25 protein-coding genes and 4 tRNA genes are annotated in these 23,924 nt (G+C 57.6%); 10 read left to right on the forward strand and 19 right to left on the reverse strand.

Annotated features, from left to right (window positions below):
* Nucleotides 1-68 precede the first annotated feature (68 nt).
* The 4 genes from ACJ8MK_RS01750 to cho all read right to left on the reverse strand — a co-directional run bounded on the left by ACJ8MK_RS01750 (nt 69) and on the right by cho (nt 2,238).
* Entirely contained in the window at nt 69-572 is a 504-nt protein-coding gene (locus tag ACJ8MK_RS01750) for a YlaC family protein (RefSeq protein ID WP_033638009.1), read from the reverse strand.
* 123 nt (nt 573-695) lie between these two features.
* Nucleotides 696-995, reverse strand: a complete 300-nt coding sequence (locus tag ACJ8MK_RS01755) for a sigma-S stabilization anti-adapter protein IraP (RefSeq protein WP_016928230.1) — start codon at nt 993-995, stop codon at nt 696-698.
* 185 nt (nt 996-1,180) lie between these two features.
* Nucleotides 1,181-1,277: transfer RNA gene (locus ACJ8MK_RS01760), tRNA-OTHER, on the reverse strand.
* A gap of 112 nt (nt 1,278-1,389) precedes the next feature.
* Nucleotides 1,390-2,238 carry an excinuclease Cho gene (gene cho / locus ACJ8MK_RS01765; RefSeq protein ID WP_049213179.1) on the reverse strand — a complete coding sequence of 283 codons (849 nt, stop codon included), beginning with the start codon at nt 2,236-2,238 and terminating at the stop codon, nt 1,390-1,392.
* Between the two features lie 239 nt (nt 2,239-2,477).
* On the opposite strand from cho, the gene ACJ8MK_RS01770 reads away from it, so the two are divergent.
* The 6 genes from ACJ8MK_RS01770 to ACJ8MK_RS01795 all read left to right on the forward strand — a co-directional run bounded on the left by ACJ8MK_RS01770 (nt 2,478) and on the right by ACJ8MK_RS01795 (nt 9,523).
* Nucleotides 2,478-3,659, forward strand: a complete 1,182-nt coding sequence (locus ACJ8MK_RS01770; protein WP_442517602.1) for an efflux RND transporter periplasmic adaptor subunit — start codon at nt 2,478-2,480, stop codon at nt 3,657-3,659.
* Complete coding sequence (locus ACJ8MK_RS01775; RefSeq protein ID WP_033646466.1) at nt 3,656-5,593, forward strand: MacB family efflux pump subunit; 1,938 nt, start codon at nt 3,656-3,658, stop codon at nt 5,591-5,593. Before ACJ8MK_RS01770 ends, ACJ8MK_RS01775 begins: the two co-directional genes overlap by 4 nt.
* 3 nt (nt 5,594-5,596) lie before the next feature.
* The gene (locus tag ACJ8MK_RS01780; RefSeq protein WP_442517455.1) at nt 5,597-6,964 is read left to right on the forward strand and encodes a TolC family protein; all 1,368 of its coding nucleotides are present in this window, start codon (nt 5,597-5,599) and stop codon (nt 6,962-6,964) included.
* 417 nt (nt 6,965-7,381) lie between these two features.
* A complete protein-coding gene (gene proP, locus ACJ8MK_RS01785) occupies nt 7,382-8,884 on the forward strand; it encodes a glycine betaine/L-proline transporter ProP (protein WP_033638006.1) in 1,503 nt (500 codons plus the stop codon).
* A 140-nt stretch (nt 8,885-9,024) separates the two neighbouring features.
* Nucleotides 9,025-9,162 carry a hypothetical protein gene (locus tag ACJ8MK_RS01790; protein WP_162062229.1) on the forward strand — a complete coding sequence of 46 codons (138 nt, stop codon included), beginning with the start codon at nt 9,025-9,027 and terminating at the stop codon, nt 9,160-9,162.
* A gap of 91 nt (nt 9,163-9,253) precedes the next feature.
* On the forward strand, nt 9,254-9,523 hold the full coding sequence (locus tag ACJ8MK_RS01795) for a hypothetical protein (RefSeq protein WP_033646469.1): 270 nt from the start codon (nt 9,254-9,256) through the stop codon (nt 9,521-9,523).
* 67 nt (nt 9,524-9,590) lie between these two features.
* On the opposite strand, the gene ACJ8MK_RS01800 is transcribed toward ACJ8MK_RS01795, so the two are convergent.
* From ACJ8MK_RS01800 to ACJ8MK_RS01810, 3 genes are all read right to left on the reverse strand, one after another.
* A complete protein-coding gene (locus tag ACJ8MK_RS01800; RefSeq protein ID WP_033638004.1) occupies nt 9,591-10,142 on the reverse strand; it encodes a hypothetical protein in 552 nt (183 codons plus the stop codon).
* On the reverse strand, nt 10,108-10,389 hold the full coding sequence (locus ACJ8MK_RS01805) for a hypothetical protein (protein ID WP_033638003.1): 282 nt from the start codon (nt 10,387-10,389) through the stop codon (nt 10,108-10,110). The genes ACJ8MK_RS01800 and ACJ8MK_RS01805 overlap by 35 nt, the downstream gene beginning before the upstream one ends.
* A gap of 141 nt (nt 10,390-10,530) precedes the next feature.
* Nucleotides 10,531-10,983 (reverse strand): PaaI family thioesterase, encoded by a 453-nt coding sequence (locus tag ACJ8MK_RS01810; RefSeq protein WP_074026547.1) that lies wholly within the window; start codon nt 10,981-10,983, stop codon nt 10,531-10,533.
* 231 nt (nt 10,984-11,214) lie between these two features.
* On the opposite strand from ACJ8MK_RS01810, the gene ACJ8MK_RS01815 reads away from it, so the two are divergent.
* Nucleotides 11,215-12,555 carry an anaerobic C4-dicarboxylate transporter gene (locus ACJ8MK_RS01815; protein ID WP_033646470.1) on the forward strand — a complete coding sequence of 447 codons (1,341 nt, stop codon included), beginning with the start codon at nt 11,215-11,217 and terminating at the stop codon, nt 12,553-12,555.
* Between the two features lie 178 nt (nt 12,556-12,733).
* Here ACJ8MK_RS01815 and ACJ8MK_RS01820 read toward each other — a convergent pair.
* The 6 genes from ACJ8MK_RS01820 to uvrY form a co-directional block, all read right to left on the reverse strand.
* Nucleotides 12,734-12,819, reverse strand: a tRNA-Leu gene (locus ACJ8MK_RS01820).
* A gap of 10 nt (nt 12,820-12,829) precedes the next feature.
* Nucleotides 12,830-12,903: transfer RNA gene (locus tag ACJ8MK_RS01825), tRNA-Cys, on the reverse strand.
* Between the two features lie 674 nt (nt 12,904-13,577).
* Nucleotides 13,578-13,653 (reverse strand) — tRNA-Gly (locus ACJ8MK_RS01830).
* 144 nt (nt 13,654-13,797) lie between these two features.
* A complete protein-coding gene (gene pgsA / locus ACJ8MK_RS01835) occupies nt 13,798-14,346 on the reverse strand; it encodes a CDP-diacylglycerol--glycerol-3-phosphate 3-phosphatidyltransferase (protein ID WP_033637960.1) in 549 nt (182 codons plus the stop codon).
* Between the two features lie 58 nt (nt 14,347-14,404).
* Nucleotides 14,405-16,237, reverse strand: coding sequence for an excinuclease ABC subunit UvrC (uvrC, locus tag ACJ8MK_RS01840; RefSeq protein ID WP_033637959.1), 1,833 nt, complete (start codon nt 16,235-16,237; stop codon nt 14,405-14,407).
* A complete protein-coding gene (gene uvrY / locus ACJ8MK_RS01845) occupies nt 16,230-16,886 on the reverse strand; it encodes a UvrY/SirA/GacA family response regulator transcription factor (RefSeq protein ID WP_004927947.1) in 657 nt (218 codons plus the stop codon). Before uvrY ends, uvrC begins: the two co-directional genes overlap by 8 nt.
* 703 nt (nt 16,887-17,589) lie before the next feature.
* On the opposite strand from uvrY, the gene ACJ8MK_RS01850 reads away from it, so the two are divergent.
* Entirely contained in the window at nt 17,590-17,814 is a 225-nt protein-coding gene (locus tag ACJ8MK_RS01850; protein WP_004927950.1) for a DUF2594 family protein, read from the forward strand.
* 121 nt (nt 17,815-17,935) lie between these two features.
* On the forward strand, nt 17,936-18,277 hold the full coding sequence (locus ACJ8MK_RS01855) for a GlpM family protein (protein ID WP_033637958.1): 342 nt from the start codon (nt 17,936-17,938) through the stop codon (nt 18,275-18,277).
* A gap of 18 nt (nt 18,278-18,295) precedes the next feature.
* Here ACJ8MK_RS01855 and ACJ8MK_RS01860 read toward each other — a convergent pair whose 3' ends face one another.
* Entirely contained in the window at nt 18,296-18,727 is a 432-nt protein-coding gene (locus tag ACJ8MK_RS01860; protein ID WP_033654185.1) for a hypothetical protein, read from the reverse strand.
* 171 nt (nt 18,728-18,898) lie between these two features.
* On the reverse strand, nt 18,899-19,213 hold the full coding sequence (locus ACJ8MK_RS01865) for a hypothetical protein (RefSeq protein ID WP_033637956.1): 315 nt from the start codon (nt 19,211-19,213) through the stop codon (nt 18,899-18,901).
* 544 nt (nt 19,214-19,757) lie between these two features.
* Between ACJ8MK_RS01865 and ACJ8MK_RS01870 the strand changes: the two genes are divergently transcribed.
* Nucleotides 19,758-20,117 (forward strand): hypothetical protein, encoded by a 360-nt coding sequence (locus ACJ8MK_RS01870; protein ID WP_033637955.1) that lies wholly within the window; start codon nt 19,758-19,760, stop codon nt 20,115-20,117.
* A gap of 41 nt (nt 20,118-20,158) precedes the next feature.
* On the opposite strand, the gene ACJ8MK_RS01875 is transcribed toward ACJ8MK_RS01870, so the two are convergent.
* From ACJ8MK_RS01875 to ACJ8MK_RS01890, 4 genes are read right to left on the reverse strand one after another with little or no spacing between them, the layout of a single operon-like run.
* Complete coding sequence (locus ACJ8MK_RS01875) at nt 20,159-21,427, reverse strand: NAD(P)/FAD-dependent oxidoreductase (protein ID WP_060424879.1); 1,269 nt, start codon at nt 21,425-21,427, stop codon at nt 20,159-20,161.
* Nucleotides 21,420-21,680, reverse strand: coding sequence for a (2Fe-2S)-binding protein (locus ACJ8MK_RS01880; protein WP_033637952.1), 261 nt, complete (start codon nt 21,678-21,680; stop codon nt 21,420-21,422). Before ACJ8MK_RS01880 ends, ACJ8MK_RS01875 begins: the two co-directional genes overlap by 8 nt.
* Nucleotides 21,677-22,801, reverse strand: coding sequence for an NAD(P)/FAD-dependent oxidoreductase (locus ACJ8MK_RS01885; protein WP_039566646.1), 1,125 nt, complete (start codon nt 22,799-22,801; stop codon nt 21,677-21,679). Before ACJ8MK_RS01885 ends, ACJ8MK_RS01880 begins: the two co-directional genes overlap by 4 nt.
* Nucleotides 22,801-23,748 carry a 4-hydroxyproline epimerase gene (locus tag ACJ8MK_RS01890; RefSeq protein WP_033654191.1) on the reverse strand — a complete coding sequence of 316 codons (948 nt, stop codon included), beginning with the start codon at nt 23,746-23,748 and terminating at the stop codon, nt 22,801-22,803. Before ACJ8MK_RS01890 ends, ACJ8MK_RS01885 begins: the two co-directional genes overlap by 1 nt.
* Between the last annotated feature and the right edge of the window lie 176 nt (nt 23,749-23,924).

Genomic DNA, 23,924 nt, shown 5'->3' on the forward strand with positions numbered 1-23,924 from the left:
GCTTGGTCCTCATTCTGCTTCGCGTTCAAACGCTGAGTATAATCGACAAGCCGCCGGCCGGAAACCTTTCAGTTTGCCGCCGCCAGCTGCGGCTGCTCATCCTGCGGCTTTTTTCCGTACGCCATGTCGTACACGTCGTAGAAGTCGATTTCGCCCTTGTTGCCGATGATCACGCGCATCTTCTGTTTCAGCGCGGCGCCGATGGACGGCTCCTCCAGCAGTTGCTGCACCGCATAGGGCGACAGCGCGCGGGTAAAGTACCACTCGCCGTTGTAGCAAACCCGCAGATCGAGCACCCCGATGTCCTCGAAGCGGTATACCGGCCGGATCTCGATCAGCAGCATGGCGAACATGAACAGCACAAAAGCGGTGAAGCCCAGGAAAGCATATATCCCCATGTACGGCACCTGGTACATCACGGCGATCACCGCGAAATAACCGGCGAACATGGCAAGGCACAGATAGCGGTGAGTGCGAGCGAATTCGCTGTTGAAGCGCGGCTTGCCGTCACGCCCTTCGCGCCGATTGATCTGTTCAATCTCTTTAACCAAGATGCTTTTAATCGCGTCCATCGTTACAACCTTATGCTGGAAACAGCATTGCCATCAAATCTCACCGCTAAAAGTAACACAAGTACAGTTTCGCCAGGTAGATCAGTTAGCCAACTTAATGGCTGCAACTGTTATAGTTCGGCTTCAGCGCGGTTGGGCGGCCTTGCCTTGCGCAAACATGAACATGCGCTGGGCCACATCGTCGGCCTGTTTGATTTTCTGCTTTTGCGGTTCGTTGCTGCGTTGAATGGCGCGGGCGTAGGCGATTTCATGGGCCTGATCGATCATCGCGATGATCCGATCGCGTTCGGTCTTTTCCATATTGCCCAACATGGTGGTGATAATCGCCTGATAAGCGTTGGACGCGGCGCTCAGCGCTTTCTCTCTCGCCTCGAGGGCGGCGACGCGTTGCAAGAGTTCCTGCAGTTGCTCGGAGTGAGACATATCGACCTCCTGTTGCCGGGCAGCAAGCCTGCCTGATTACAGTTTAGCAAAGGATCGAAAGAGAAAGAGGAAGGAAAGCCAGCGGTTACGGTAAAGCACACCCGAAAATCCCAACGAGGAGCCGATAGTGCAAATCAACCCGGGTGCGCTTTACGGTAAGCGCGGTAAGATGAAGGGAAGAAAGCTGGCGCGCTATGCAGGACTCGAACCCGCGTCTATCAATTTTCAAGCCAAAACAAGCCATTATAAAACCAATCACTCTGCCAACTGAGTTAATAGCGCGTTCCTTCGCTTCGGGGCGCCATTATCCATAACAACATTATGGACTCAAGCTTTTTTAGCATAATGCGCTGAATTTACAGATAAGTCTTAGGCTATCGACAGCGTTATGGCATTACGGCAGCTCAATAATCCGATAATCGCCGGCCATGAGCGGCTTGCACAAAATCTTGTAGCCATCGCTGTCAAAATGGCTGGCCGCACTCTGCAGCCGCTGCGCCTGCGCCAGGCTGCTGACCGAGCCCAGATAAAACCAATTGTGAATCACATGGTACTGACGCAGCGTCTCGCCCTGTTCTTCCAACGCTACGCGCCCGGCGAATGGCCAACAGGCGATGCGCAGCTGTTCAAGCGCCGCGCTGAGCCGCTGCGCATGTTCCTGCGCCGACTCCACGCCGCAGCAGGCGCCGGCGCACTTGCGCAGGCTGTAGCGGAAGCAGGCTCGCCCCGCGGGCAGCTTGTCGATCCCCAGCTTGCCATAACATAAACGGTGCTCGTCGGCGATGGCGCGCAGTTTTTCCAGCGCGGCATGGCGATTGGCAAACAGCCCGTAGAGGTGGGGAGTGACGGCGAAATCGATCTCTTTGGCGTGGGCAATCGTCACCGTGTCCGCCTGCAGACGCAGCGCACACAGCTGTTTCGAGCGCCGCAGGCGTTTGTTGAACAACGGTTGTTGCTGCTTGATCAACTGCGCCTCCAGCAGCAATGCGCCCAACTCGCCGGCGGTCTCGATAAAGCTAATGCGCCGGGTTTGGCGCAGCATTTTCGCCTCGTCCTGCGCGCGAAAATGCGCCATTACGCGGCTGCGTACGTTGACGCTTTTACCGATGTAAAGCGGCAGGCTTTCGCTCTCGCCGTGGAACAGATAGACGCCCGGCCCCTTGGGCAACGGCGCCAGACAGGCGCGCAGGTGCTCCGGGTATTGGTAAATGTCGAGTTCCGGCTCGAGGCGGTTTGGCATCATGGCGGCGGCGTTATCCTGCTGATGAATGAATACTGGTTTTTTAGCCAGTATAACGCGCCACACAGCCGGTTGCACCCCGAAGGATAATAACTCGCCGTGATCTTTAGCGGGAAAGCCTTTACTATCCCCTTTCCAGCGGGAAAGCGCCTCACGTTTAGCGCCAGTTCAAGCTGGCGCTGCCATGATGGCAGACTGGAACCGCCGCTTTTATCGTTATGGAAAACCTGGGCATGACTTCACTGAAACTCACACCCCGTCGTCTGACGCTGATCGCCGTCATCATTTTCATCTGCGCCGCCATCGCGCTGGCCCTCTATTGGCAACGCCCGCCGCAGCAGGATTACGTTACCGCAACGGCCCGCCTGGGCGATATCGAGAACGCCGTGCTGGCCACCGGGCGACTGGATGCCGTCGAACGCGTTAACGTCGGGGCGCGGGTCTCCGGTGAAGTGAAATCGCTGAAGGTCAAACTGGGCGATCGCGTCACCAAAGGGCAACCGATCGCCGACATCGACGATCTGCAACAGCGCAACGATCTGCGCAACGCCGAGGCGGCGCTGAACGTCATCAAGGCCGAACTGCAGGCCAAACAGGCGCAGCTGAAACAGGCCGAGTCGCGTTTCAAACGCCAGCGCCGCATGCTGAACGACGAAGCCAGCTCGCGGGAGGACTTCGAAACCGCCGAAGCCACGCTCGCCACCACCCGCGCCGAGCAGCTTTCGCTCAATGCCCGCCTGGTGCAGGCGCAGATTGAAGTCGACAAGAAAAAAATCGATCTGGGCTATACCCGCGTGGTCGCGCCGATGGACGGCATCGTCATCGCCGTGGTTACGCAGCAGGGGCAAACGGTCAACTCCAGCCAAAGTGCGCCGACCATCGTCAAGCTGGCGCGGCTGGATATGATGACCATCAAGGCGCAGATCTCCGAAGCCGACATCACCCGCATTTCACCGGGGCAAAAGGCGTACTTCACTATTTTTTCCGATCCGGATAAACGCTACGACGCCACGCTGCGCACCATCGAACTGGCACCGGAATCGGTAATGAAAGACGACTCGCTCGCCGGCACCAGCTCCGCCTCCGGTTCCGGCACCTCGAACGCGTCGGTCTATTACAACGCGCTGCTGGACGTGCCCAACCCGGAAAACCGCCTGCGCATCGCCATGACCGCGCAGGTGTCCTTGCTGCTCGGCGAAGCGAAGAACACCCTGCTGGTGCCGATCCAGGCAGTGCATAAAATCGATGGCAAAGAGCAGCAGGTGCAGGTGCTGACCCAAGACCAGCGGTTGGAAACGCGCAAAGTGACCACCGGCATCACCAACAACGTCGACATTCAGATCCTCAGCGGCTTGAAAGCCGGTGAAACCGTGGTGCTGTCGCAGCCCGCCGCCAAGCCGGCTGAGGATGGCATCTTCCTGTGAACGCGATCATCGAGCTAAAAGGCATCAGCCGAACCTACACCAACGGCGGCCAGGCGCTGACGGTGTTGAAAGACATCGATTTGACCATCGCCGCCGGCGAACTGGTGGCGATCATCGGCGCCTCCGGTTCCGGCAAATCGACGCTGATGAACATCATGGGCTGCCTCGACGTGCCGGATCGCGGCGACTATTACATCAGCGGCCAGAACGCCGCCCACCTGTCGCCGGACGAACTGGCCCGCCTGCGCCGCGAGCATATCGGCTTTATCTTCCAGCGTTACCACCTGATGCCCGATCTCAGCGCGCTGGGCAACGTTGAAATTCCGGCCATCTACGCCAACGCCCGGCGCGATCAGCGGCGGCAGCGAGCGGCGCAACTGCTGGCGCGGTTGGGCCTGGAGGGGCGCGAAGACCACAAGCCCGGCCAGCTTTCCGGCGGCCAGCAGCAGCGCGTCAGCATCGCGCGCTCGCTGATCAACGGCGGCGAAATTATCCTGGCGGACGAACCGACCGGCGCGCTGGACACCCAATCCGGCCAGGAAGTGCTGGCGATCCTCAGCGAGCTGAACCAACGCGGCCACACCGTGGTGATCGTCACCCACGATATGAAAGTGGCGCAACATGCGCAGCGCGTCATCGAACTGCAAGACGGCAAAATCATCGCTGACAGCGGCCGCCAATCGGCACCCGCCGTCGCGTTACCGCCGCCGAACCGCAGCCGGCAAAGCGGCTGGCAAAGTCTTATCGACCGCACCCGCGAGTCGCTGCACATGGCGCTGAAGGCGATGAACGCCCACCGCCTGCGCACCGCGTTGACCATGACCGGCATTATCTTCGGCATCGCCGCCGTGGTTACGGTAGTCGCGCTGGGCGAAGGCGCCAAACAGCGCACGCTGGAGAATATCAAGGGGCTCGGCACCAACGTGGTGAGCATCTATCCGGGGCGCGACTTCTTCGACGACGCCATCGACAGCATCCGCACCCTGGTGCCGGCCGATGCCGACGCGCTGGCGCAGCAAAGCTTCGTCGATAGCGTCAGCCCGGAAGTCAGCGCGTCCGACAGCATCCGTTTTCGCAGCAAATCCGCCACCGCGTCAATCACCGGCGTCGGCCGCGACTATTTCCGCGTCAACGGCATCACGCTGGTGCAAGGCGCCACCTTCCGCGACGATCGCAACGCGCTGCAGGAAGTGATCATCGACGACAATGCGCGCCAGGCGCTGTTCGGCGATTTCGGCGTCGAGCCGCTCGGCCAGATCGTGTTTCTCGGCTCGGTGCCGGCGCGGGTGGTCGGCGTCGCCAAAAGCGAACACAGCTACGCGCCCAACCGCATCAGCGTCTGGATGCCCTACAGCACGGTGATGTACCGTATGGTCGGCAAAACCACGCTCAGCGGCATCACCGTGCGCTTGAAGGATGATGTCGCCAGCGAAGCCGCCGTCAGCGCCATCACGCAGTTGCTGACTCAGCGCCATGGCGTAAAAGATTTCATGACGTTCAACCGCGATCAGTTCCGTAAATCGATCGAGCGCACCTCGATGACGCTCAGTTTGCTGATCCTGATGGTGGCCTCGATCTCGCTGGTGATCGGCAGCCTAGGCGTGATGAACATCATGCTGGTCTCGGTGACCGAGCGCACCCATGAGATCGGCGTGCGCATGGCGGTCGGCGCAAGGCGCGGCGACATCATGCAACAGTTCATGATCGAGGCGGTGCTGGTCTGTTTGATCGGCGGCGCATTGGGCATCGCACTGTCGTTCGCCGCCGGGTCGCTGTTCACCTCGCTGGCGGGCGGCATGTTCACCGCCATCTATTCCTGGCAAGCCGCCGCGACGGCGTTTTTCTGTTCAACCTTAATCGGCATGATCTTCGGTTATCTCCCCGCCCGCAAAGCGGCAAGGATGGATCCGGTCGTTTCATTGGCCAGCGAGTAACCCATGAAAATTTTATCTCCCCTGGCGTTAAGCCTCGCCGCCCTGCTCACCGCCGGCTGCGGCAATGCCCTGAAAAGCGACTACCGGGCGCCGCAGGTCAACTATCCGACGAGCTGGCAGCACGCCGCCGACAATGCCGCGCCGACGCCGTTCGACTGGCGCGATTTCCACGATCCCGAGCTCGATCGCTGGCTGCAACAGGTGATGGCCAGCAACAACGATCTGGCCGTCGCCGTGCTGCGCGTCTACCGTGCGCGGCTCGAGGCGGAACGCGTCGGCATCAGCACCGCCCCCGACGTCAACGCCTCGTTGAACAGCGGCATCAATCGCCCGCTGTCGGAGTCCTCCGCCTGGAATAAAACCAGCGGCGCGACGCTCTCTACGAGCTATGAAGTCGACCTTTGGGGCAAACTGGCGCGCCAGCGCGATGCCGCCGAGTGGGCCAGCCAGGCTTCCGCGCAGGATCTGCAGACGGCGCGCCTGACGCTGCTGGCCAACGCCGCCACGAATTACTGGCGCATCGGCTTCCTCAATCAGCAGATCGGCGTCAGCCAGGCGAGCATCGCCTACGCCAAACAGACGCTGCGGCTGGCCAACGCCCGCTACCGGGCCGGCAGCATCTCGGCGCTGGACGTGGTGAACGCGGAACAGAACGTGCTGACGCAGGAAAGCCGGCTGCTGACGCTGCAACACGAGCGTCAACAGGCGTTGAACGAACAGGCGGTGCTGCTGGGCGCGCCTTCAGGCCAGGCCACCATAGCGCCCGCACGCCTGCCGACGACGGCGATGCCGCAGATCAACACCGGCATTCCCGCCAGCGTCTTGAGCCGGCGCCCGGATCTCAGCGCCAAAGAGCTGCGGTTGCGCGCCGCCCTGGCCAACGTCGACGAGAAACGTCTGCAGTACTATCCCGCGTTCAGCCTGACCGGTTCGCTGGGCGCCAGCAGCAGCGCGCTGCTGGAGTTCCTGCGCAACCCGACGGGCAGCCTCGGTGCCAGCCTGACGCTGCCGTTCCTGCAATGGCGGCAAATGGGGGTGGATATCAAGATCGCCCGTAACGACTACGAACAGCAGGTGCTGGAGTTCAGGCAGGCGCTGTACAAGGCGATGGGCGATGTGAATAACGCCCTGTCGCTGCGCGCACAGCTGCGGGCGCAAGAGAAGCAGCTGCAGGCCTCGCTGGCATTGGCGCGCAAATCGGAGCGGCTGAACGAGGTGCGTTACCGGCAGGGCGCCGTCACCATTACCGACTGGCTAAATGCTCAGGAGCAGCGCCGTCAGGCGGAACTGGCGGTGGACGAGAACCGCTTCGCGCAGTACCAGAACCTGGCGAAAATTTATCTGGAATTCGGCGGTTCGTCGGCACCCTAAACCAAACAGCCTGGCCATCCTCCGGCCAGGTGATTTTTTAGCGGTGAACACATCAATTTTTCCTGTTTTATCTCCCGTACTCTCTATACTTCAAACATTCCTAATCAGACGAAAAACCGTCAAATCGCACAATTATTAGACCATTCTCGCACCAAATCGGTGCAAACACTTAAGTTAAACTGCTGGATTTGATCGGCGCAAGATATAACGTTAAGCTATAGATGCAAAATAATTAGTCACCTAAATGACATAACCTTGGTATAAACGACGATATTTTGTGATCCACATCCCAACTTAAATGTGGATAATGAATCGTCTTGAACCGCGATTCGATTAGCCGATTTGATAACTCGAAAACAACAGTGAACGGAGATTACGCTTTCACGAACAACGAATAATTCATTAAGGGATGATTATATGAAGTTAAGAAAAAAACGACATAAACCGATGCACATTAACGACATCACCATCATCGATGACAGCAAACTCAAGAAGGCGATCACCGCGGCGGCCCTGGGCAACGCGATGGAGTGGTTCGACTTCGGCGTATACGGCTTTGTCGCCTATGCGCTTGGCCAGGTCTTCTTCCCAGGCGCCTCTCCCGGCGTGCAAATGATCGCCGCGCTGGCGACCTTCTCCGTGCCCTTCCTGGTGCGTCCGCTCGGCGGCCTGTTCTTCGGCGCCATGGGCGACAAGTTCGGTCGCCAGAAAGTGCTCTCGATCACCATTATCATTATGGCGGTCAGCACCTTCTGTATCGGCCTGATCCCGTCCTATGCGTCGATCGGCATCTGGGCGCCGATCCTGCTGCTGCTGGCCAAACTGGCGCAGGGCTTCTCCGTCGGCGGTGAATATTCCGGTGCGGCAATCTTCGTCGCCGAATACTCGCCGGATCGCAAACGCGGTTTTATGGGTAGCTGGTTAGACTTCGGCTCCATCGCCGGCTTTGTGATGGGTGCAGGCGTGGTGGTGCTGATCTCCAGCATCGTCGGCGAAGCCAACTTCCTCGACTGGGGCTGGCGTATCCCGTTCTTCATCGCCGCACCGCTGGGCCTGATCGGTCTCTATCTGCGCCATGCGCTGGAAGAAACCCCGGCGTTCCAGCAGCACGTGGACAAGATGGAAAAAGATGACCGCAACGCCATCGAAAATCCGCCGAAAACCTCGTTCAAAGAGATCGCGGCCAAACACTGGAAAAGTTTGCTGGTGTGCGTCGGTATCGTCATCTCCACCAACGTGACCTATTACATGCTGCTGACCTACATGCCGAGCTACCTGTCGCATAACCTGCACTACTCGGAAGATCACGGCGTTCTGATCATCATCGCCATCATGATCGGCATGCTGTTCGTACAGCCGGTAATCGGCCTGACCAGCGACCGCATCGGCCGTAAGCCGTTCATTATCGGCGGCAGCATCGGCCTGTTGGCGCTGGCGATCCCGTGCTTCATTCTGATCAACAGCAACGTGATTGGCCTGATCTTCGTCGGTCTGCTGGTGCTGGCGGTGCTGCTCAACTCCTTCACCGGGGTGATGGCCTCGATTCTGCCGGCGATGTTCCCGACGCACATCCGTTACAGCGCGCTGGCGATTTCGTTCAACATTTCAGTGCTGATCGCCGGTGCGACGCCGACCGCCGCCGCTTGGCTGGTCGAAGCGACCGGCAACCTGTACATGCCGGCCTACTACCTGATGGTTGTGGCGGTGATCGGTCTTATCACCGGTCTGTACATGAAAGAAACCGCCAACAAGCCGCTGCGCGGCGCGACGCCGGCCGCTTCGGATCGCTCAGAAGCGAAAGAGCTGCTGCAGGAGACCTACGACAACATCGAACAGAAAGTCGAGGACATCAACGCGCAGATCGCCGAATTGGAAAAGAAAAAGCAGATCCTGATCGACCAGCATCCCAAGCTGGATTGATCGGCGCGAAAACACAAAGGCCACCCGTTTGGGTGGCTTTTTTACTTTGATTTCAAACGGAATAATGCGCAGCGCATTTTATGGCAAGCGGGATTGATGGCACGCTTTGCCGCACACCTTTATTAATGAAGAACATAATCATGAGCACGATGGACCTTTCCATCATCATCGGCATCCTGGTTATGCTCGCCCTGTGGCTTGGCGCACTCTTCAACATCGGTGATATCACCTTGAGCATTTCACGTCTGTTCCACTGGATTGAAAGCCAACGCGGCTAACCCCATGCCGACGGCGGAAAACATCGGCTATGATTGAAAGACCTTACCGCCATTTTCCGAGACTGTCGCTCGCGATAAAGAGGACCGCATCATGACCGACTATGCGTTCTACAATCAGATCCTGACCCGGCTGGCCGCCAATCACCCCGGCACGCTGGATGAAAAAACCTATGAACTGTGGAAACAAGACGCCACCAGCCCGCACGCCTTCGCCGATCCCTTCGCCTATCTCAAAACCAAGGGCCTGATACAGGCCTATGTGATGAGCGACATCGACGAGAACAACTATGATATCGACCCGCATCAAACGCGGATCACCGCCGCCGGTCTCGAGTTCATTCGCAACGGCGGGTTCAAATAAGGGGGATACCCGCCAACAAAAAACCGCCAGACGGCGGTTTTTTTACTCTAAAAGCGGGCGAACCGGCTCAGGCGGGGAAAGGCCGGTAAAAAATGCGCAGCACTTCGTTGTCACCCTGGCGTAAAAAACCGCCTTCCGGCTGCCAGCGCAGATCGCGCGCCAGATTGAGATTTTCCCAGCCGACCGCGCCCCCCACGCCGATGCAAAGATTTTTATTGCCGGCGGCAAAGCCTGCACCGGTGCCGATCATGGCATGCAGCAAACGGGGCGCCGTCGCGTCACGCAGGGAAAATATGCCGATAAAACATCCCTGCGGCGCGCGCAACATATCGGCCATGGTGCGGATCTCGGTATCGTCCGGGCTGACGAAATGTTTGTATTGCTTATCGAACACCGTCTGCCACAGCTGCTTGTATTTCGCCTTGCTGAGCGCGCCTGAACGGTGGGCGCACAGCACCACCGCATCCCAGCACATCTCCCCGCTCAGCGAAAGATACTCTTCCGTATCGGCTTGCGGCTTGTCGGCGTAATGCCGCGCAAATTCAGCCGCATTCAAATGCGGCGGCACGGCCTGTTTGGCAACGTCACTCTTGTAGCGTTTGAAATTCAACCAATGCATGGGAAGTATCCTCTTCATCCGCTAGATTTATGAAGCTGAAGCCGTGGACGAGACGAGCCATCAAATCCAGGGCGTCGTCGGCGATGGCCGTTTCGTCGTCATTCAACCCCTGTTCCACCGACCGCTCAATCGCGTTCATCACCGCCGGAGCGCTGGTTTCCTCCCCCTGCGCCACCACGTCTAATACGGCTTTGCCGATCGCCAGACAAAGCTCATGATCAAACTCAACCTCTTTATACGGCTGCATAATCACTCCGATAAATTTTTACCCAAGAATACTAGACCACAATGGCGTATCGCGCCTGTCATCGTAGCGTAGCAATCTATGTAGCCGAAGAGAAATGCATCGGGCCTCGGGTTGATAGCCCGAAGCCCGATAACGAGCAGGTTATTGCGGTGCTTGTTCGGTGGGGCGAATGATAAAACAAGTGGCGGTTGCCGAAGCCAGCAGCTTCCCTTCCGCCGTTTTGAGCGTGCCTTCAGCGAAAGCGACGTGCTTCGCCGCATAGACCAGACGCCCCTCGGCGATCAGGTCACTCTCCTTCGGCACAGGGCGCAGCATTTTTACCTGCAGATCGACGGTGCCGTAACCTACGCCTGCGCCCAGCGTACTGTGCACCGCGCAACCGGTCACCGAGTCCAATACCGTGGCGGCAAAGCCGCCATGTACGCCACCCAGCGGATTCAGATGGCGCCCGTCTGCCCGCGCCACGATGCGGATATACCCTTCTTCCACCGCAACCGGCTTCATGGGCACGGTTTCAGCGATCGAGGCCGCTGGGATCTTGCCGGCCATTGCAGCCTGTAACAGCGCCAGCCCGGTCATTTTTGTCGGGTCCATGGTTTTCTCCTCGGATCAGTAAACCTCTCATATAGTAGAGGTCTGACCTGTTGGCTTGCTTTTTCGTGCTGGTGGCTTCTTCCCCCTTGATTCACTGAGTGTGAGCACCATCACTCTTTAGCGTTAATAACCACAGTTTTTTAGCGCCTTTAGATTTAAAACAACTTTCTGTTGTAACCGCCGCCGGAAACTGAACGCAGTTAAGTTCAACATTATTAAGGCGTATCTATCATGGATTTCTTTCTGCAATTAGCGGTTATATTGGCATGCCTGCTGTATGGGGCGCGCAAGGGCGGCATTGCGCTGGGGTTACTGGGCGGTATCGGGTTGATGATCCTGGTGTTCGGCTTTCACCTGCAGCCCGGCAAACCACCGGTAGACGTAATGCTGGTGATCATCGCGGTGGTGGCGGCCTCCGCCACCCTGCAGGCCTCTGGCGGGCTGGACGTGATGCTGCAAATCGCCGAACGGATGCTGCGGCGCAACCCACGTTACGTCTCGATCATCGCACCGTTCGTGACCTGCATTCTCACTATTCTGTGCGGCACCGGGCACGTGGTGTACACCATCTTGCCGATCATTTATGACGTGGCGATCAAAAATAACATCCGCCCGGAACGGCCGATGGCGGCCAGTTCGATCGGCGCGCAGATGGGCATTATCGCCAGCCCGGTTTCGGTAGCGGTCGTTTCACTGGTGGCGATGCTCAGCAGCTATACCTTCAATGGCCGCCATCTGGAATTCCTCGATCTGCTGTCGATCACCATTCCTTCCACCCTGTGCGGCATTCTGGCGATCGGCATCTTCAGCTGGTTCCGCGGCAAAGACCTGGACAAAGATCCGGAGTTCCAGAAATTCATCTCGGTGCCGGAGAACCATCGCTACGTCTATGGCGATGCTGCCACCTTGCTGGACCGGGTGCTGCCGCGCAGCAACTGGATCGCCATGTGGATTTTCCTCGCTACCATCGCCCTGGTGGCGGTGCTGGGGGCATTTTCCGAGCTGCGGCCCAGCTTTGGCGGCAAGCCGCTCTCCATGGTCCTGGTGATCCAGATGTGCATGTTGATGGCCGGGGCGCTGATCGTCATCATCACCCGCACCAACCCGGCGTCTATCTCTAAAAACGAAGTGTTCCGCTCCGGCATGATCGCCATTGTGGCGGTGTATGGCGTCGCCTGGATGGCGGAAACCATGTTCGGCGCGCACCTGGCGCAGATCGAAGCCACGCTGGGCGTGCTGGTGAAAGAGTACCCCTGGGCCTATGCGCTGATCCTGCTGCTGGTGTCGAAATTCGTCAACTCGCAGGCCGCCGCGCTGGCGGCACTGGTGCCGGTGGCGCTGGCGATCGGCGTCAACCCGGCCTATATCGTCGCTTCGGCGCCGGCCTGCTACGGCTATTACATTCTGCCAACCTATCCCAGCGATCTGGCGGCAATCCAGTTCGACCGCTCCGGCACCACCCGCATCGGCCGCTTCGTGATCAACCACAGCTTTATTCTGCCCGGCCTGATCGGTGTTAGCGTCTCCTGCGTCTTCGGCTGGATCCTCGCTGCGGCGTTCGGTTTCTTATAATTGGTACTGCGGAGCCCTGCGGGGCTCCCTGCAAGCAGGATGACAATCCATGGGCATGGGGTATGACAAAAAAGGGAAGAATACAGGTGTAACGCGAATTTCAGGCACAAAAAAACCGCCTCTCGGCGGTCTACGACATTACTACTTATTGCTTTGATTATTCGGTATTTTCGTTCCCTGGTACCCGGGGCGGGACTTGAACCCGCACAGCCATAAGCCGAGGGATTTTAAATCCCTTGTGTCTACCGATTTCACCACCCGGGCTCGGGAAAGTTGGAGGCGCGTTCCGGAGTCGAACCGGACTGGACGGATTTGCAATCCGCTACATAACCGCTTTGTTAACGCGCCTTTATTCTGTTTGCCTTTTCAGGCCAAAGCCGGTGATTCACCCACTTCGTTTTGTTCTTTTGATCGGCGATGTTGAAATCGCTTATCTTAATCATCTGATTCTTAAGTAATTTATTTCGTTACCGCCGAATCGATGGACTGCATTATGGACTAAACCCCCCACCTTGGCAACCCCCCGAAATAGCAAAAAGTTCTCTAACGCTTTCAACTGCTTATTTTGTGGGCGCACTGTTCACAATGCCAACGGAAAGGCAAGCGAAATGTTGATTTTATATGCATCGGTTCAGGGATTCACGGGCAAATCGGATCTTTTTTCTCAGCAGGAATCGCTTACCCGCGCCCTCTGCGGCTTTTCACTTGCTTATGGTGATGGGATATCAGGCATAACATTATCATGAATCTCCGGTGCCGCTGCCCCGAACGGCCAACGCAACTGCAAGGCTGGAGACTGACGTCAGATTGTGCACCGTACGGCGCCCAATCAAATGTGCCTGATTGCACCATGCAACGGATGCATCCTGGGGTATGAAAACGACAGCAGATATAGTGGCAATAATCGAGGTAGCAGGATGAAGAAGGGTTTCACCGGACGGCAAAGGAATAGAAAACGAAAAAGGGCCCAAAGCCCCTTTTCGCTTACCTGCCGAATCACGGGGATTCAACAGGCTAATGTTTGGAGCGGGAAACGAGGCTCGAACTCGCGACCTCAACCTTGGCAAGGTTGCGCTCTACCAACTGAGCTATTCCCGCATTACCAGAACTGACTGATTTATTTGCTATCTTTCGGCAATTCATCGTTGTCGTCTGATGCGATGCATTCTACTTGCCTGACGTGATGAGTCAATAAAATTGTTGGCTCATCACGATCGTTTGCCGATTTTTGCAGCGTATCGATCACGGTTCCAGCAGATCGTTGCGCGCCGCTTTCAAATATTGGAACATCGACCAGAAAGTCAGCACCGCCGCGATATACAGCAAGCCAATCGCCACATACTCTACGGAGCGATCCGGCCGCCACAGCAAACCCACCAGCGACATCATCTGCGCCATGGTTTTCACTTTGCCGATCCAGGATACCGCCACGCTGCTGCGCTTGCCAATTTCCGCCATCCACTCGCGCAGCGACGAAATGATGATTTCACGGGCGATCATGGTGGCCGCCGGCAGCGTGATCCACCAGCTGTGGTAGTGCTCCGCCACCAGCACCAGCGCCACCGCCACCATCACTTTGTCCGCGACCGGATCCAAAAACGCCCCGAAGCGCGTCGTTTGTTTCCAGCGGCGTGCCAGAAAGCCGTCAAACCAGTCGGTGACGGCGGCGAACACAAAGATAACGGCGCAAACCATCGGAGCCCAGTTGAACGGCAGATAAAACGCCAGCACAAAGAATGGGATCAGAACTACGCGAAACAGGGTAAGCCAAGTCGGTATATTCAATTGCATAATGCTACGGTAACTATCTGGCTAGAGTGGAAATTAAGAGTATGTTGCTACATTGCCCTCAGTGTTTCAATGCATTGTAGATCTTTTCTGCCAATGCTTGTGAAATACCCGGCACTTTTGCAATTTCCTCCACGCTGGCGTTCAACAAAGGTTGCAGTCCGCCCATATACTTCAACAGCACCTGGCGCCGTTTCGGCCCTACGCCTTCAATCAGCTCCAATGCGCTGGTATTTCTGACTTTCGCCCTTCTCTGCCGGTGGCCGGTAATCGCATGATTGTGCGAATCGTCGCGGATGTGTTGGATCACATGCAGCGCCGGCGAATCCGGCGGCAGCGAAATCCCCTCGCCTTCCGGCACGAAGAACAACGTTTCCAATCCGGCCTTGCGATCGGCGCCTTTGGCGATGCCAATCAGCAGCGGCTTATTCTTGTCCCAGGTAACGTTCAGCGATTTGAAGACGTCGATCGCCATGCCGAGCTGCCCTTTACCGCCGTCGATAAAGATGACATCCGGGATCTTTTTCTCTTCCAGCGCCTTGCCGTAACGGCGCTTCAGCACCTGCGTCATCGCCGCGTAGTCATCGCCGGGAGTGATGCCGCTGATATTGTAGCGCCGATACTCCGCTCGCACCGGGCCGTTACCGTCGAACACCACGCACGAAGCCACGGTCTGTTCGCCCATAGTGTGGCTGATATCGAAGCACTCCATGCGGTTGATTTCAGTCAGGTTCAGCACCTTGGCCAATTCCGCCAGCCGCTGATGAATAGTCGACTGTTGCGAAAGCTTGGTGGTCAACGCCGTTGCCGCGTTGGTACGCGCCAGCTTCAGATAACGGGCGCGGTCGCCGCGCGGTTTGCTTTGAATTTGGATCTTGCGCCCCGCCAACTCGGAGAGCGACTCCGCGAGCAGGTCTTTTTCCGGCAGGCTGAAATCCAGCAGGATCTCACCGGGCAGCGTGCGCGCTTGGCTGCCCTGCAGATAGAACTGACCGACAAAGGTCTGCACCACTTCGCCCATATCCGTGCCGCCCGGCACTTTAGGGAAATAACTGCGGCTGCCCAGCACCTTGCCCTGACGGATGAACAGCACGTGCAGGCACGCCATACCGGCATCGAACGCCACGCCGATCACGTCCAGATCGTCGCTGTCGCCCGACACGAACTGCCGCTCAGTGACGCGGCGCACGGCCTGAATTTGATCGCGAATGCGCGCCGCCTCTTCGAAATTAAGCAGTTTGCTGGCTTCTTCCATACGCGCAATCAGCTGGTGCAATACCTGCTGATCTTTGCCCGAAAGAAACAGCCGTACGTAGTCCACCTGCTGCCGGTATTCTTCTTCGCTCACCAGGCCGGCAACACAAGGCCCCAGACAGCGGCCGATCTGATACTGCAGGCACGGGCGCGACCGGTTGCGATATACGCTGTTTTCGCACTGGCGGATCGGGAACAGCTTCTGCAGTAGCGCCAGCGTTTCGCGTACGGCGTAAGAGTTGGGAAAAGGCCCGAAATATTCGCCCTTGGCGTGTTTGGCGCCGCGATGCACCGCCAAACGGGGATGGGTATCCGCACTGAGAAAAATCAGCGGGTAAGATTTATCGTCTCGCAAAAGAACATTATATCGCGGTTGGTACAATTTAATGTAGTTATGTTCCAACAGCAGCGCTTCCGTTTCGGTGTGGGTAACCGTTACGTCTATTTGCGCGATATTTTTAACCAGCGTCTCGGTTTTACGGCTACTGACCTGCTGCCGAAAATAGCTGGCGAGACGCTTTTTCAGGTCTTTGGCTTTACCGACGTAGATCACCGTACCCGTGGCGTCGTACATACGGTAGACGCCGGGCTGGCTAGTGACGGTACTCAGGAAGGCTTTGGCATCAAAACGGTCATTCACTGCTTAACAACGTCTCCGCATTGAACAATCCATGTCGGATGGCCAGGTGAGTCAATTCGACGTCGCCGCTGATATTCAGTTTGCTGAACATGCGGTAACGGTAGCTGTTCACCGTTTTCGGGCTGAGACTCAGTTGCTCCGAGATCTCATTCACCTTTTTGCCTTTGGTGATCATCAACATGATCTGTAACTCGCGTTCAGACAGGCAACTGAACGGCGTTTCAGCCTGCGGCTCCAGCTGACTCAGGGCCATCTGCTGGGCGATATCAGACGCGATATAGCGCTGCCCCGCATGCACGGAACGCAAGGCGTTAATCACTTCCTGCGGCGCGGCGCCCTTGCTCAGGTAACCGGCGGCACCCGCCTGCATCACCTTCGCGGGCAAAGGATTTTCAGTATGGATGGTCAACATGATGACTTTGACGTCGGGTGCATAACGCACAATCTTGCGCGTGGCTTCCAGCCCGCCAATGCCCGGCATATTCATGTCCATCAGCACGATATCGACAGCGTTGCCACGGCACCATTTTACGGCGTCTTCACCGCACTGAGCCTCACCGACAACTTTTATACCTTTGATATCTTCAAGAATGCGTCGTATCCCTGCGCGCACCAGTTCGTGGTCATCAACAAGAAGAACGCTAATCAAGGAAAAATCTCCAAAAAAAGGGAGTAACGCAATCGGCCTCTGTTTTCGCCAGAGATATTACTTGTTTTTCAGACAAGAATGAACACAGATTAATACATACTTTCGAATAACTTTGCGGAGCAGAGCTGATTTTTCAATTTTAGCCGTCTATGCCGCCGATAAATCGTCACGTTGGAAAAGATCGGACGACGAAAATAATTGCGCGGCGCTGCACCAAACACAGGATAGCGCGACAATCATGTTGCGCGTGAGAAATCTGTGTAAGCAATCGCGACATGCATAATATTAACACGGCCATTGGCTGTTTGTAATCATTTGATATTTAAAGGCGTAACGAAATCCGCCGCCAACGTGGGTTTGGCAACCCGCGTTCGAAACTATTATTCCCGGCAAACGCCGGTAAAATCGGTGTTCCCCGCCCAAATAATTATAATCCCCCCCATTGTTCAACAATAACGTGCCGGACAAATACTTGTTAACCACCTCGAAATAACTGGCCGACAGCGGATGATTCAGCATGGCAATGAGCGAACGTTGCCCACCCGCATGACCGGAGCAAGCCCGGTGCAGATGACGGACGCATGCTATGCTATACTCCGCGCCCAGTTAAATTCGCCGCTGCGCGCGGGGCAACGTTTAGCCCGCGCGCGGTGCGCCAAAGCAGCTTGTATCAGGCTACGGCCTCAAAAAATCAGGAGAGAAAATGAGCAACGTTGATTTCACTACGTCTGCAAACCCGGAAATCTTGGCGACCGAGGTTGCCTGCCTCAAAGCTACGCTGACGCTGATCTTGAAGTCGATCGGCCAGGCCGACGCCGGGAAAGTCATCATCAACATGGAACGTTTCATCGCCCAGATTGAAGATCCTACCCAGGCGGAAATCTTCAAGAACAGCATTCAGCAAATCAAGCACGCTTACCGTCAGTAAGCGTTGCATCCCAGACCCGCACTTCTTGTGGGTCTGCTTTTCACCGCGCTACGCCACACCCCATTGATCTTGCACGTGCTTTCGGGCAGTGTGTTGACTTTCCCCCACATCCGAGACCGTTATGGCCATCCTTGTCAAAGCGCTGATCGGCGCGCTGGTCGTGGTTCTGATCGGCCTGTTGGCCAAAACGCGCAACTATTATATCGCCGGTTTAGTCCCGCTCTTTCCCACTTTCGCCCTGATTGCGCATTACATTGTCGGCAACGAGCGTTCCATTGCGGCGCTGAAAACCACGCTGATTTTTGGCATGTGGGCGGTGCTACCCTACCTGGTGTATTTGATCTCGCTGTATTTCCTGATCAACAGTCTGCGGCTGTCGTTGGCTCTGGGGGCGGCGGTACTGTGCTGGATTGCGGCAGCGTGGCTACTCATTACGCTGTGGGGATGGTGGCAAGGGCGTTAACGCCCTTGCCAGGGCAGATTACGGTCGCCCCGCCTGCAAAATGAAGCCACGCTGCCGATCGCCGGCGATACGCAGATAGCGGCTTTCACCGGCGCGCAGCGTCATCGGTATACTGCCGCCGGTCTCACGCCAAATACACAGGTGATTCTCGATCATATCTTGCCCGATACTGACCGAAACATTGCCTGGCGGCACGCGAAACTCTGCTTTTTCTTTCGCCTCCAGCGAAGCGGCAAACTCCCCATTCACATAGACGCCGGTGCGGCAGCTGCCCGCCAGCATTCCGCTGTCGCGCACCACCACCACCGTGGCGTAAGGCGTATCCGGGATATTCTGATAGAGCATCAGACGGCTTGGGGGGGGCAACTCAGCCTGTTGCGGCGGCACGGCTTGGGTCGCACATCCCGTCAACAGTGCAGAGGCAAATAACAACGCGGCGTAATGCTTCATCCTTGGCTCCTGAAGAAAATAATGCTTATCGTAACAAGAGAATAGCTGTCTCCAGTAGCATTCATACCGCAGAGACGAAAAAATCGGATAACTTCCCACTCCTCCCACGAACCTGCAGGGATAAGAAGATTCTGCATTAAAGCCATTGAAATAAAGGCGATTCTTGCAGATTTAAAACTTGATCATGCCACGTTGGATATCTGCAGCAAAAGCGCCACTGACGTAACTGAAACCATCCTGCGTGACGTAAACCCGAGTATGGCCGGTCTCTGATAACACCGCCACCATATATCCCAGGGCGATCATTTCATGAGACGGAACGTTCATCGGAGTTAGAAATCCGCGGCTACGGCACCACTGATAGAAGCGAGTTCGCCCATATCCCAACACGGAGCCAACATCGGAGAGGTGCTTAAAAGTATCATAATCCTCTGATGGTGCAGGTAAACCGTCATGACTTTCAGGCGTTTTCTTTATCCCTGACAAAATAAACTCCTTTTTTGTAGCTGTCGCGAACGGTTATCCTGCCTCTGAACTGAATTTAAAAAATCCAAAATTAAAATGCAAATGAATTCCCTGTAACTAAAAATTCTCTTCTGGATAAAATCCGAAAATAAAACCCCATTAAAAAAACAGAAATAAAAAAATAGGGTATTAATACCGAGAATTAAATTCTTGGCATAGGTAAATATCCTAAATAAAGATAATATTCAAACCAGCTAAGAACATACTTAGCCTGCATATTATTTCTCTACTCATAACGATGCAATGATGCTCGGATCCTTGCGGCAAAAAGAGAATGAATAAAACCAGCGCCACATCGGCCTACCCTCGCCATGAGGTCGCCGCTTCCTACAGACTTCACTCAATGCGCCACATCCTCTCTCAACGCGGCACTTCCTCAATCATACCTAAACAATAACCATTATCATTTCCAATTATTGCGCCAGTTTATTACACTGCCCTACCTCACCGGTTAGGAACATTCCTAGTCAGCGAGCCTCAGGATAGAGAAAGAGTTAGGGACACCATGAAGAATTGCCGTTGTTTGATTGCCTTGCCGTTATTGATGTTGACCGCCTGCACCCAATGGGAAAGGCCCGGCGCGGTTGAGAGTACCCGAAATGCCGAATATGCCGAATGCCGCAGTCGCGGCTACGAACGTTTTCCGCCGGACGTAGTGCGGGACGTGGAGTTCAGCTACGAAAACAAATACATTCCTTGCGAGAAAAATAAGAAAGACTGTCCATCGGGATACCGCTATGACAAGGAACCGTCGATTAAAACAGTGCAAACCGATCGCAATCAGTCCGCACGAGACGCCACCATCGAAGCCTGCATGTACGGCAAAGGCTGGCGAGAGAAAACCTACTATTGGCCGCAATGGTGATATAGCGGCGTTTGCCGGGTGCGGAATGCCCGCTAACCCATTCAGCCGTCGTCGTCATCGCCAAGCAGCCCCAGCGCAACCAACGTTTCCGCTCTGACCGGCGTTAAAGGCACACGCGGCGGCGGCAAAGGCCAGCCAAAAAGCTGCCTCGCCGCCGTCGCACAGACTTTACCCTGACATGCCCCCATGCCACAGCGGCTGCCCAGCTTAGCCGTGTGCCAATCCGGCTGATGACGCACCTGTTCCAGCATGACGTCTTCACAGCGGCACAGCAGCGTTTGTGGTTTGGCCAGCGAATCCAAGCGCTCATCGAGAGCGAAGGCACTGGCCGCCGCCGTGGCGAAACGCCGCCATCGCCGCCGCTGCGCCGCCAGGCGATCCGCCTTTTCCTGCTGCCCGGTGGCAGCATAACCGGCGATGGCGCCCTCGGTGAGCGCCAATTCACTGCCGCCGATGCCGGTACATTCCCCAGCAGCAAAAATTTGCACCTGGCTGGTTTGCTGCCAATGATCCACCGCTACGGCGTCGTGTTCTATCCGACACCCCAGCAGCATCGCCAACTCAATGTTCGCCACCAGACCAAAACCGCAGGCCAACCTGTCGCAGGCGATCGTTCTTTCCCGCCCGCCGTTATTGACGCGCACCGCGGTTAAACGTTCTTGCCCCAACGCCGCCTGCACCCGGCTACCGGCACGGTAACGATGCGGCATCAGAGAAAGCGCCTGACGCAGCTTGCCTGGCCAACGCCACAGGCCGCCGGCGAACGCCGCCAACCGCCAAAGCGGCGCCTGCTCAGCCACCAGCACCACCTCGCCTCCGGCCTGTTTCACGCTGTTCGCCACCGCCAACAGCAGCGGCCCGCTGCCGGCTATCGCCACTCGCTCGCCGCGGATAGCCAGCCCTTGCTTGATTTGCGCCTGTAGACCACCGGCGCCGGTCACCCCCGGCAGCGTCCAGCCGGGGAACGGCAGCAGAAGTTCACGCGCGCCATTGCATAGAATCAGCTTTTGATAGCGAATCACGCCGCAGCCTTCGGCGTCTTCATATGCCAATCGGTTAGCGCCACACTGCGCCACCAGCTTGCAACCGGGCTGCAGCGCAATATTTTCCTTCGTCGCCACCGCCTGCCGATAGCGGTTCGCCGTTTCAGGCAAAACCACCTGTGGCCCATCGCGCCAAATTTGCCCGCCGGGATGCGGATTATCATCAATCATTCGCACCTGGCCACCGCTTTCCGCCGCGGCCAGCGCCGCCGCCATGCCGGCCGGCCCGGCACCGACGATCAGCACCTCACAGTCTAAGTTACTCATCATCGCTCCTCTCAATGCGCATGCCGGCTTGGCACAGCGTTTGGCACGCCAGGCGACGCAGACCGTTAATGGTCACGCGGCACTCCTGACAAACGCCCATGCCGCAAAAGGGAGCGCGCGGTTGATGTGAAACAGACAACCGACAACGATCGTCGCCGCACAGGCTGAGCGCCGCAGCAACGCTGAGACCAACCGGCACCCGCCGGTGCTCGCCATCGATGCTCAACGTGATCGTGTTTTGTCTTTCATTCATACAGGCAGCTCCTCGGCGGCAAACGCCCGCGCCGCCAAATACGGGGAATCGTCAATCTCCGGCGTTTGCCGGCCGATCTGCGCAGCGATCAGCGCAGCGCTGCCGAGGGCGGTCGTGACGCCCAATCCCTCGTGCCCCAGTGCCAGCCACAGCCAGGAATACCGTGGATGCGCGCCCAACAGCGGCAGCCCGTCGGCGGAGGCGGCGCGCAGCCCGGTCCAGCAGCGAATGATGTTCATCTGCGCCAGTGCGGGCAAGAAATGCTGCGCACGCGCAAGCATCGCCGCCAACAGCGGCATGTCCAACGCCGAATCGACGGCGCCGAACTGGCGAGAAGAACCGATCAGCCATTGCCCGGTGGGCCGTGCCTGCACATTGAATGCCACCGACGTGCCGTCGCTGGCATGCGCGCTGGCCCCATACCCCAACTCCACCAGTTGATGCCGCACCCGCAGCGGGTAGCGATCGGTGATCGCCAGATGGCCCTTTTTGGCGTACAGCAAAGTCTGCGGCAATAGGCCATTGGCCCCAAGGCCGCACGCCAGGAGCACCACCGGCGCGGCCAGGCGTCTGCCGTCCGCCAGCCGCACGGCTCCCTCTTCCAGCGCTGCCGCTTCGCCGTGCACCACGTCGATTGCCGCACCACCGTCGGCCAACAGCCAGCGAGCCGCGAGCGGCGCATACAGAATGCCGTCGCCCGGCACCCGCAGCCCACCGGCCAGGCCGTGCCGCAGCATCGGCTCCATGGCGGCGATCTGTTCCGCCGTCAGCAATTCCGCGGCCACGCCCTGCTCCGCCAGCCGCACCCGCTTTTGCTCGGCGATGGCCATTTCATCCGCTTTATCCGCCAGCCATAGCGTTCCGCAGCCGCGCCAGGCACACGCTTGCGGCATGCGCCCCGTCACTTCACGCCATAACCGCAGCGAATAAGCGCTCAACGCCAGCTCGGCCGGATTATCGTCCATGCACACCAGATGCCCCATGCCGGCGGCGGTGGCGCCGGCGCGGCGATCGTCCACCACCGAGACGCGATAGCCTTCCCGCGCCAACCGCCAGGCGCAGGCGGCGCCGATGATGCCGGCGCCGACCACGATGACATCGGCTCCCCGCTCGGCACCCATCAGCGTATTCCCCAGACGAAGGGATCGCGTTCGTCGAGCAGCAGCTGGCTATCGGCGCACACGTAGGCCTGCCCGCGAATAAAGGGGGCAATGCGATCGCCGTTCCAACGATAATAGGCCTGGAATTCGCTGCCGATCACGCTGGCCTGCCGCCACTGCGTGTCCGGCGGCAGTTTGCCGTCCGCCGCCAGACACGCCAGTTTGGCGCTGGTGCCGGTGCCGCACGGGGAACGATCATAGGCTTTACCGGGGCACAGCACGAAGCTGCGGCTGTCGGCCTGCGGATCGTCACCGAACAGTTCGATATGGTCTATCGCTCCGCCGTCTTCACCGTGAATGCCCGCCTGTTCCAACGTCTGCCGCACCGCCCAGGTGAACGCGGTCAACGCCTCCAGATTTTGTTTATCGATGGACAACGGCGACTCGCCGATCAGGAAGAACCAGTTGCCGCCCCAGGCGATGTCACCGGTCACCGGCCCGTAACCCGCCACCTCAAGCCGCACCTGGCGGCGGTAACGATAAGCCGCCACGTTCTCTACCGTGACGCTGCCGTCCTCGTGCAGCGTGGCGTTTACCGGGCCGACCGGGGTTTCTATCAGATGGCGCCCGGCGTGGATGCGCCCCAGGTGCGCCAGCGAAGCGATCAGCCCGATAGTGCCGTGCCCGCACATGCCCAGATAGCCGCTGTTGTTAAAGAAGATCACCCCGGCGGTGGCCTGTGGCGAGCAGGGTCGGCACAGCAACGCCCCCACCAGCACGTCATTGCCGCGCGGTTCGAGCATCACCGCGCAGCGCCAATCATCATAATGTTGCGCGAAGCGCGCCCGCCGTTCCGCCATGCTGCCCGCGCCGAGATCGGGAAAACCTTCCACGATCAGGCGGGTCGGCTCTCCGCCGGTATGAGAATCGATCGCCCGCAAAGCGGTGATATGCGCAGAAAGTGCCATCGGCGTCTCCTGAGTTAATGAGATGTTACCAATAGCGTTAGCCTGAACGAATGTGGGCTTAACGGCTTGATGCGTTTCGGCACGGCGAATGAAGAAATCAGCATAGTGACAAAAGTCAGGCCTGACGCGTTGCGGGCATGATATTAACGAATGCCATAACAATAACTTATTTATCA

Source organism: Serratia sp. CY38905 (genome assembly GCF_052168875.1).
In the GTDB taxonomy this organism is placed as follows: domain Bacteria; phylum Pseudomonadota; class Gammaproteobacteria; order Enterobacterales; family Enterobacteriaceae; genus Serratia; species Serratia sarumanii.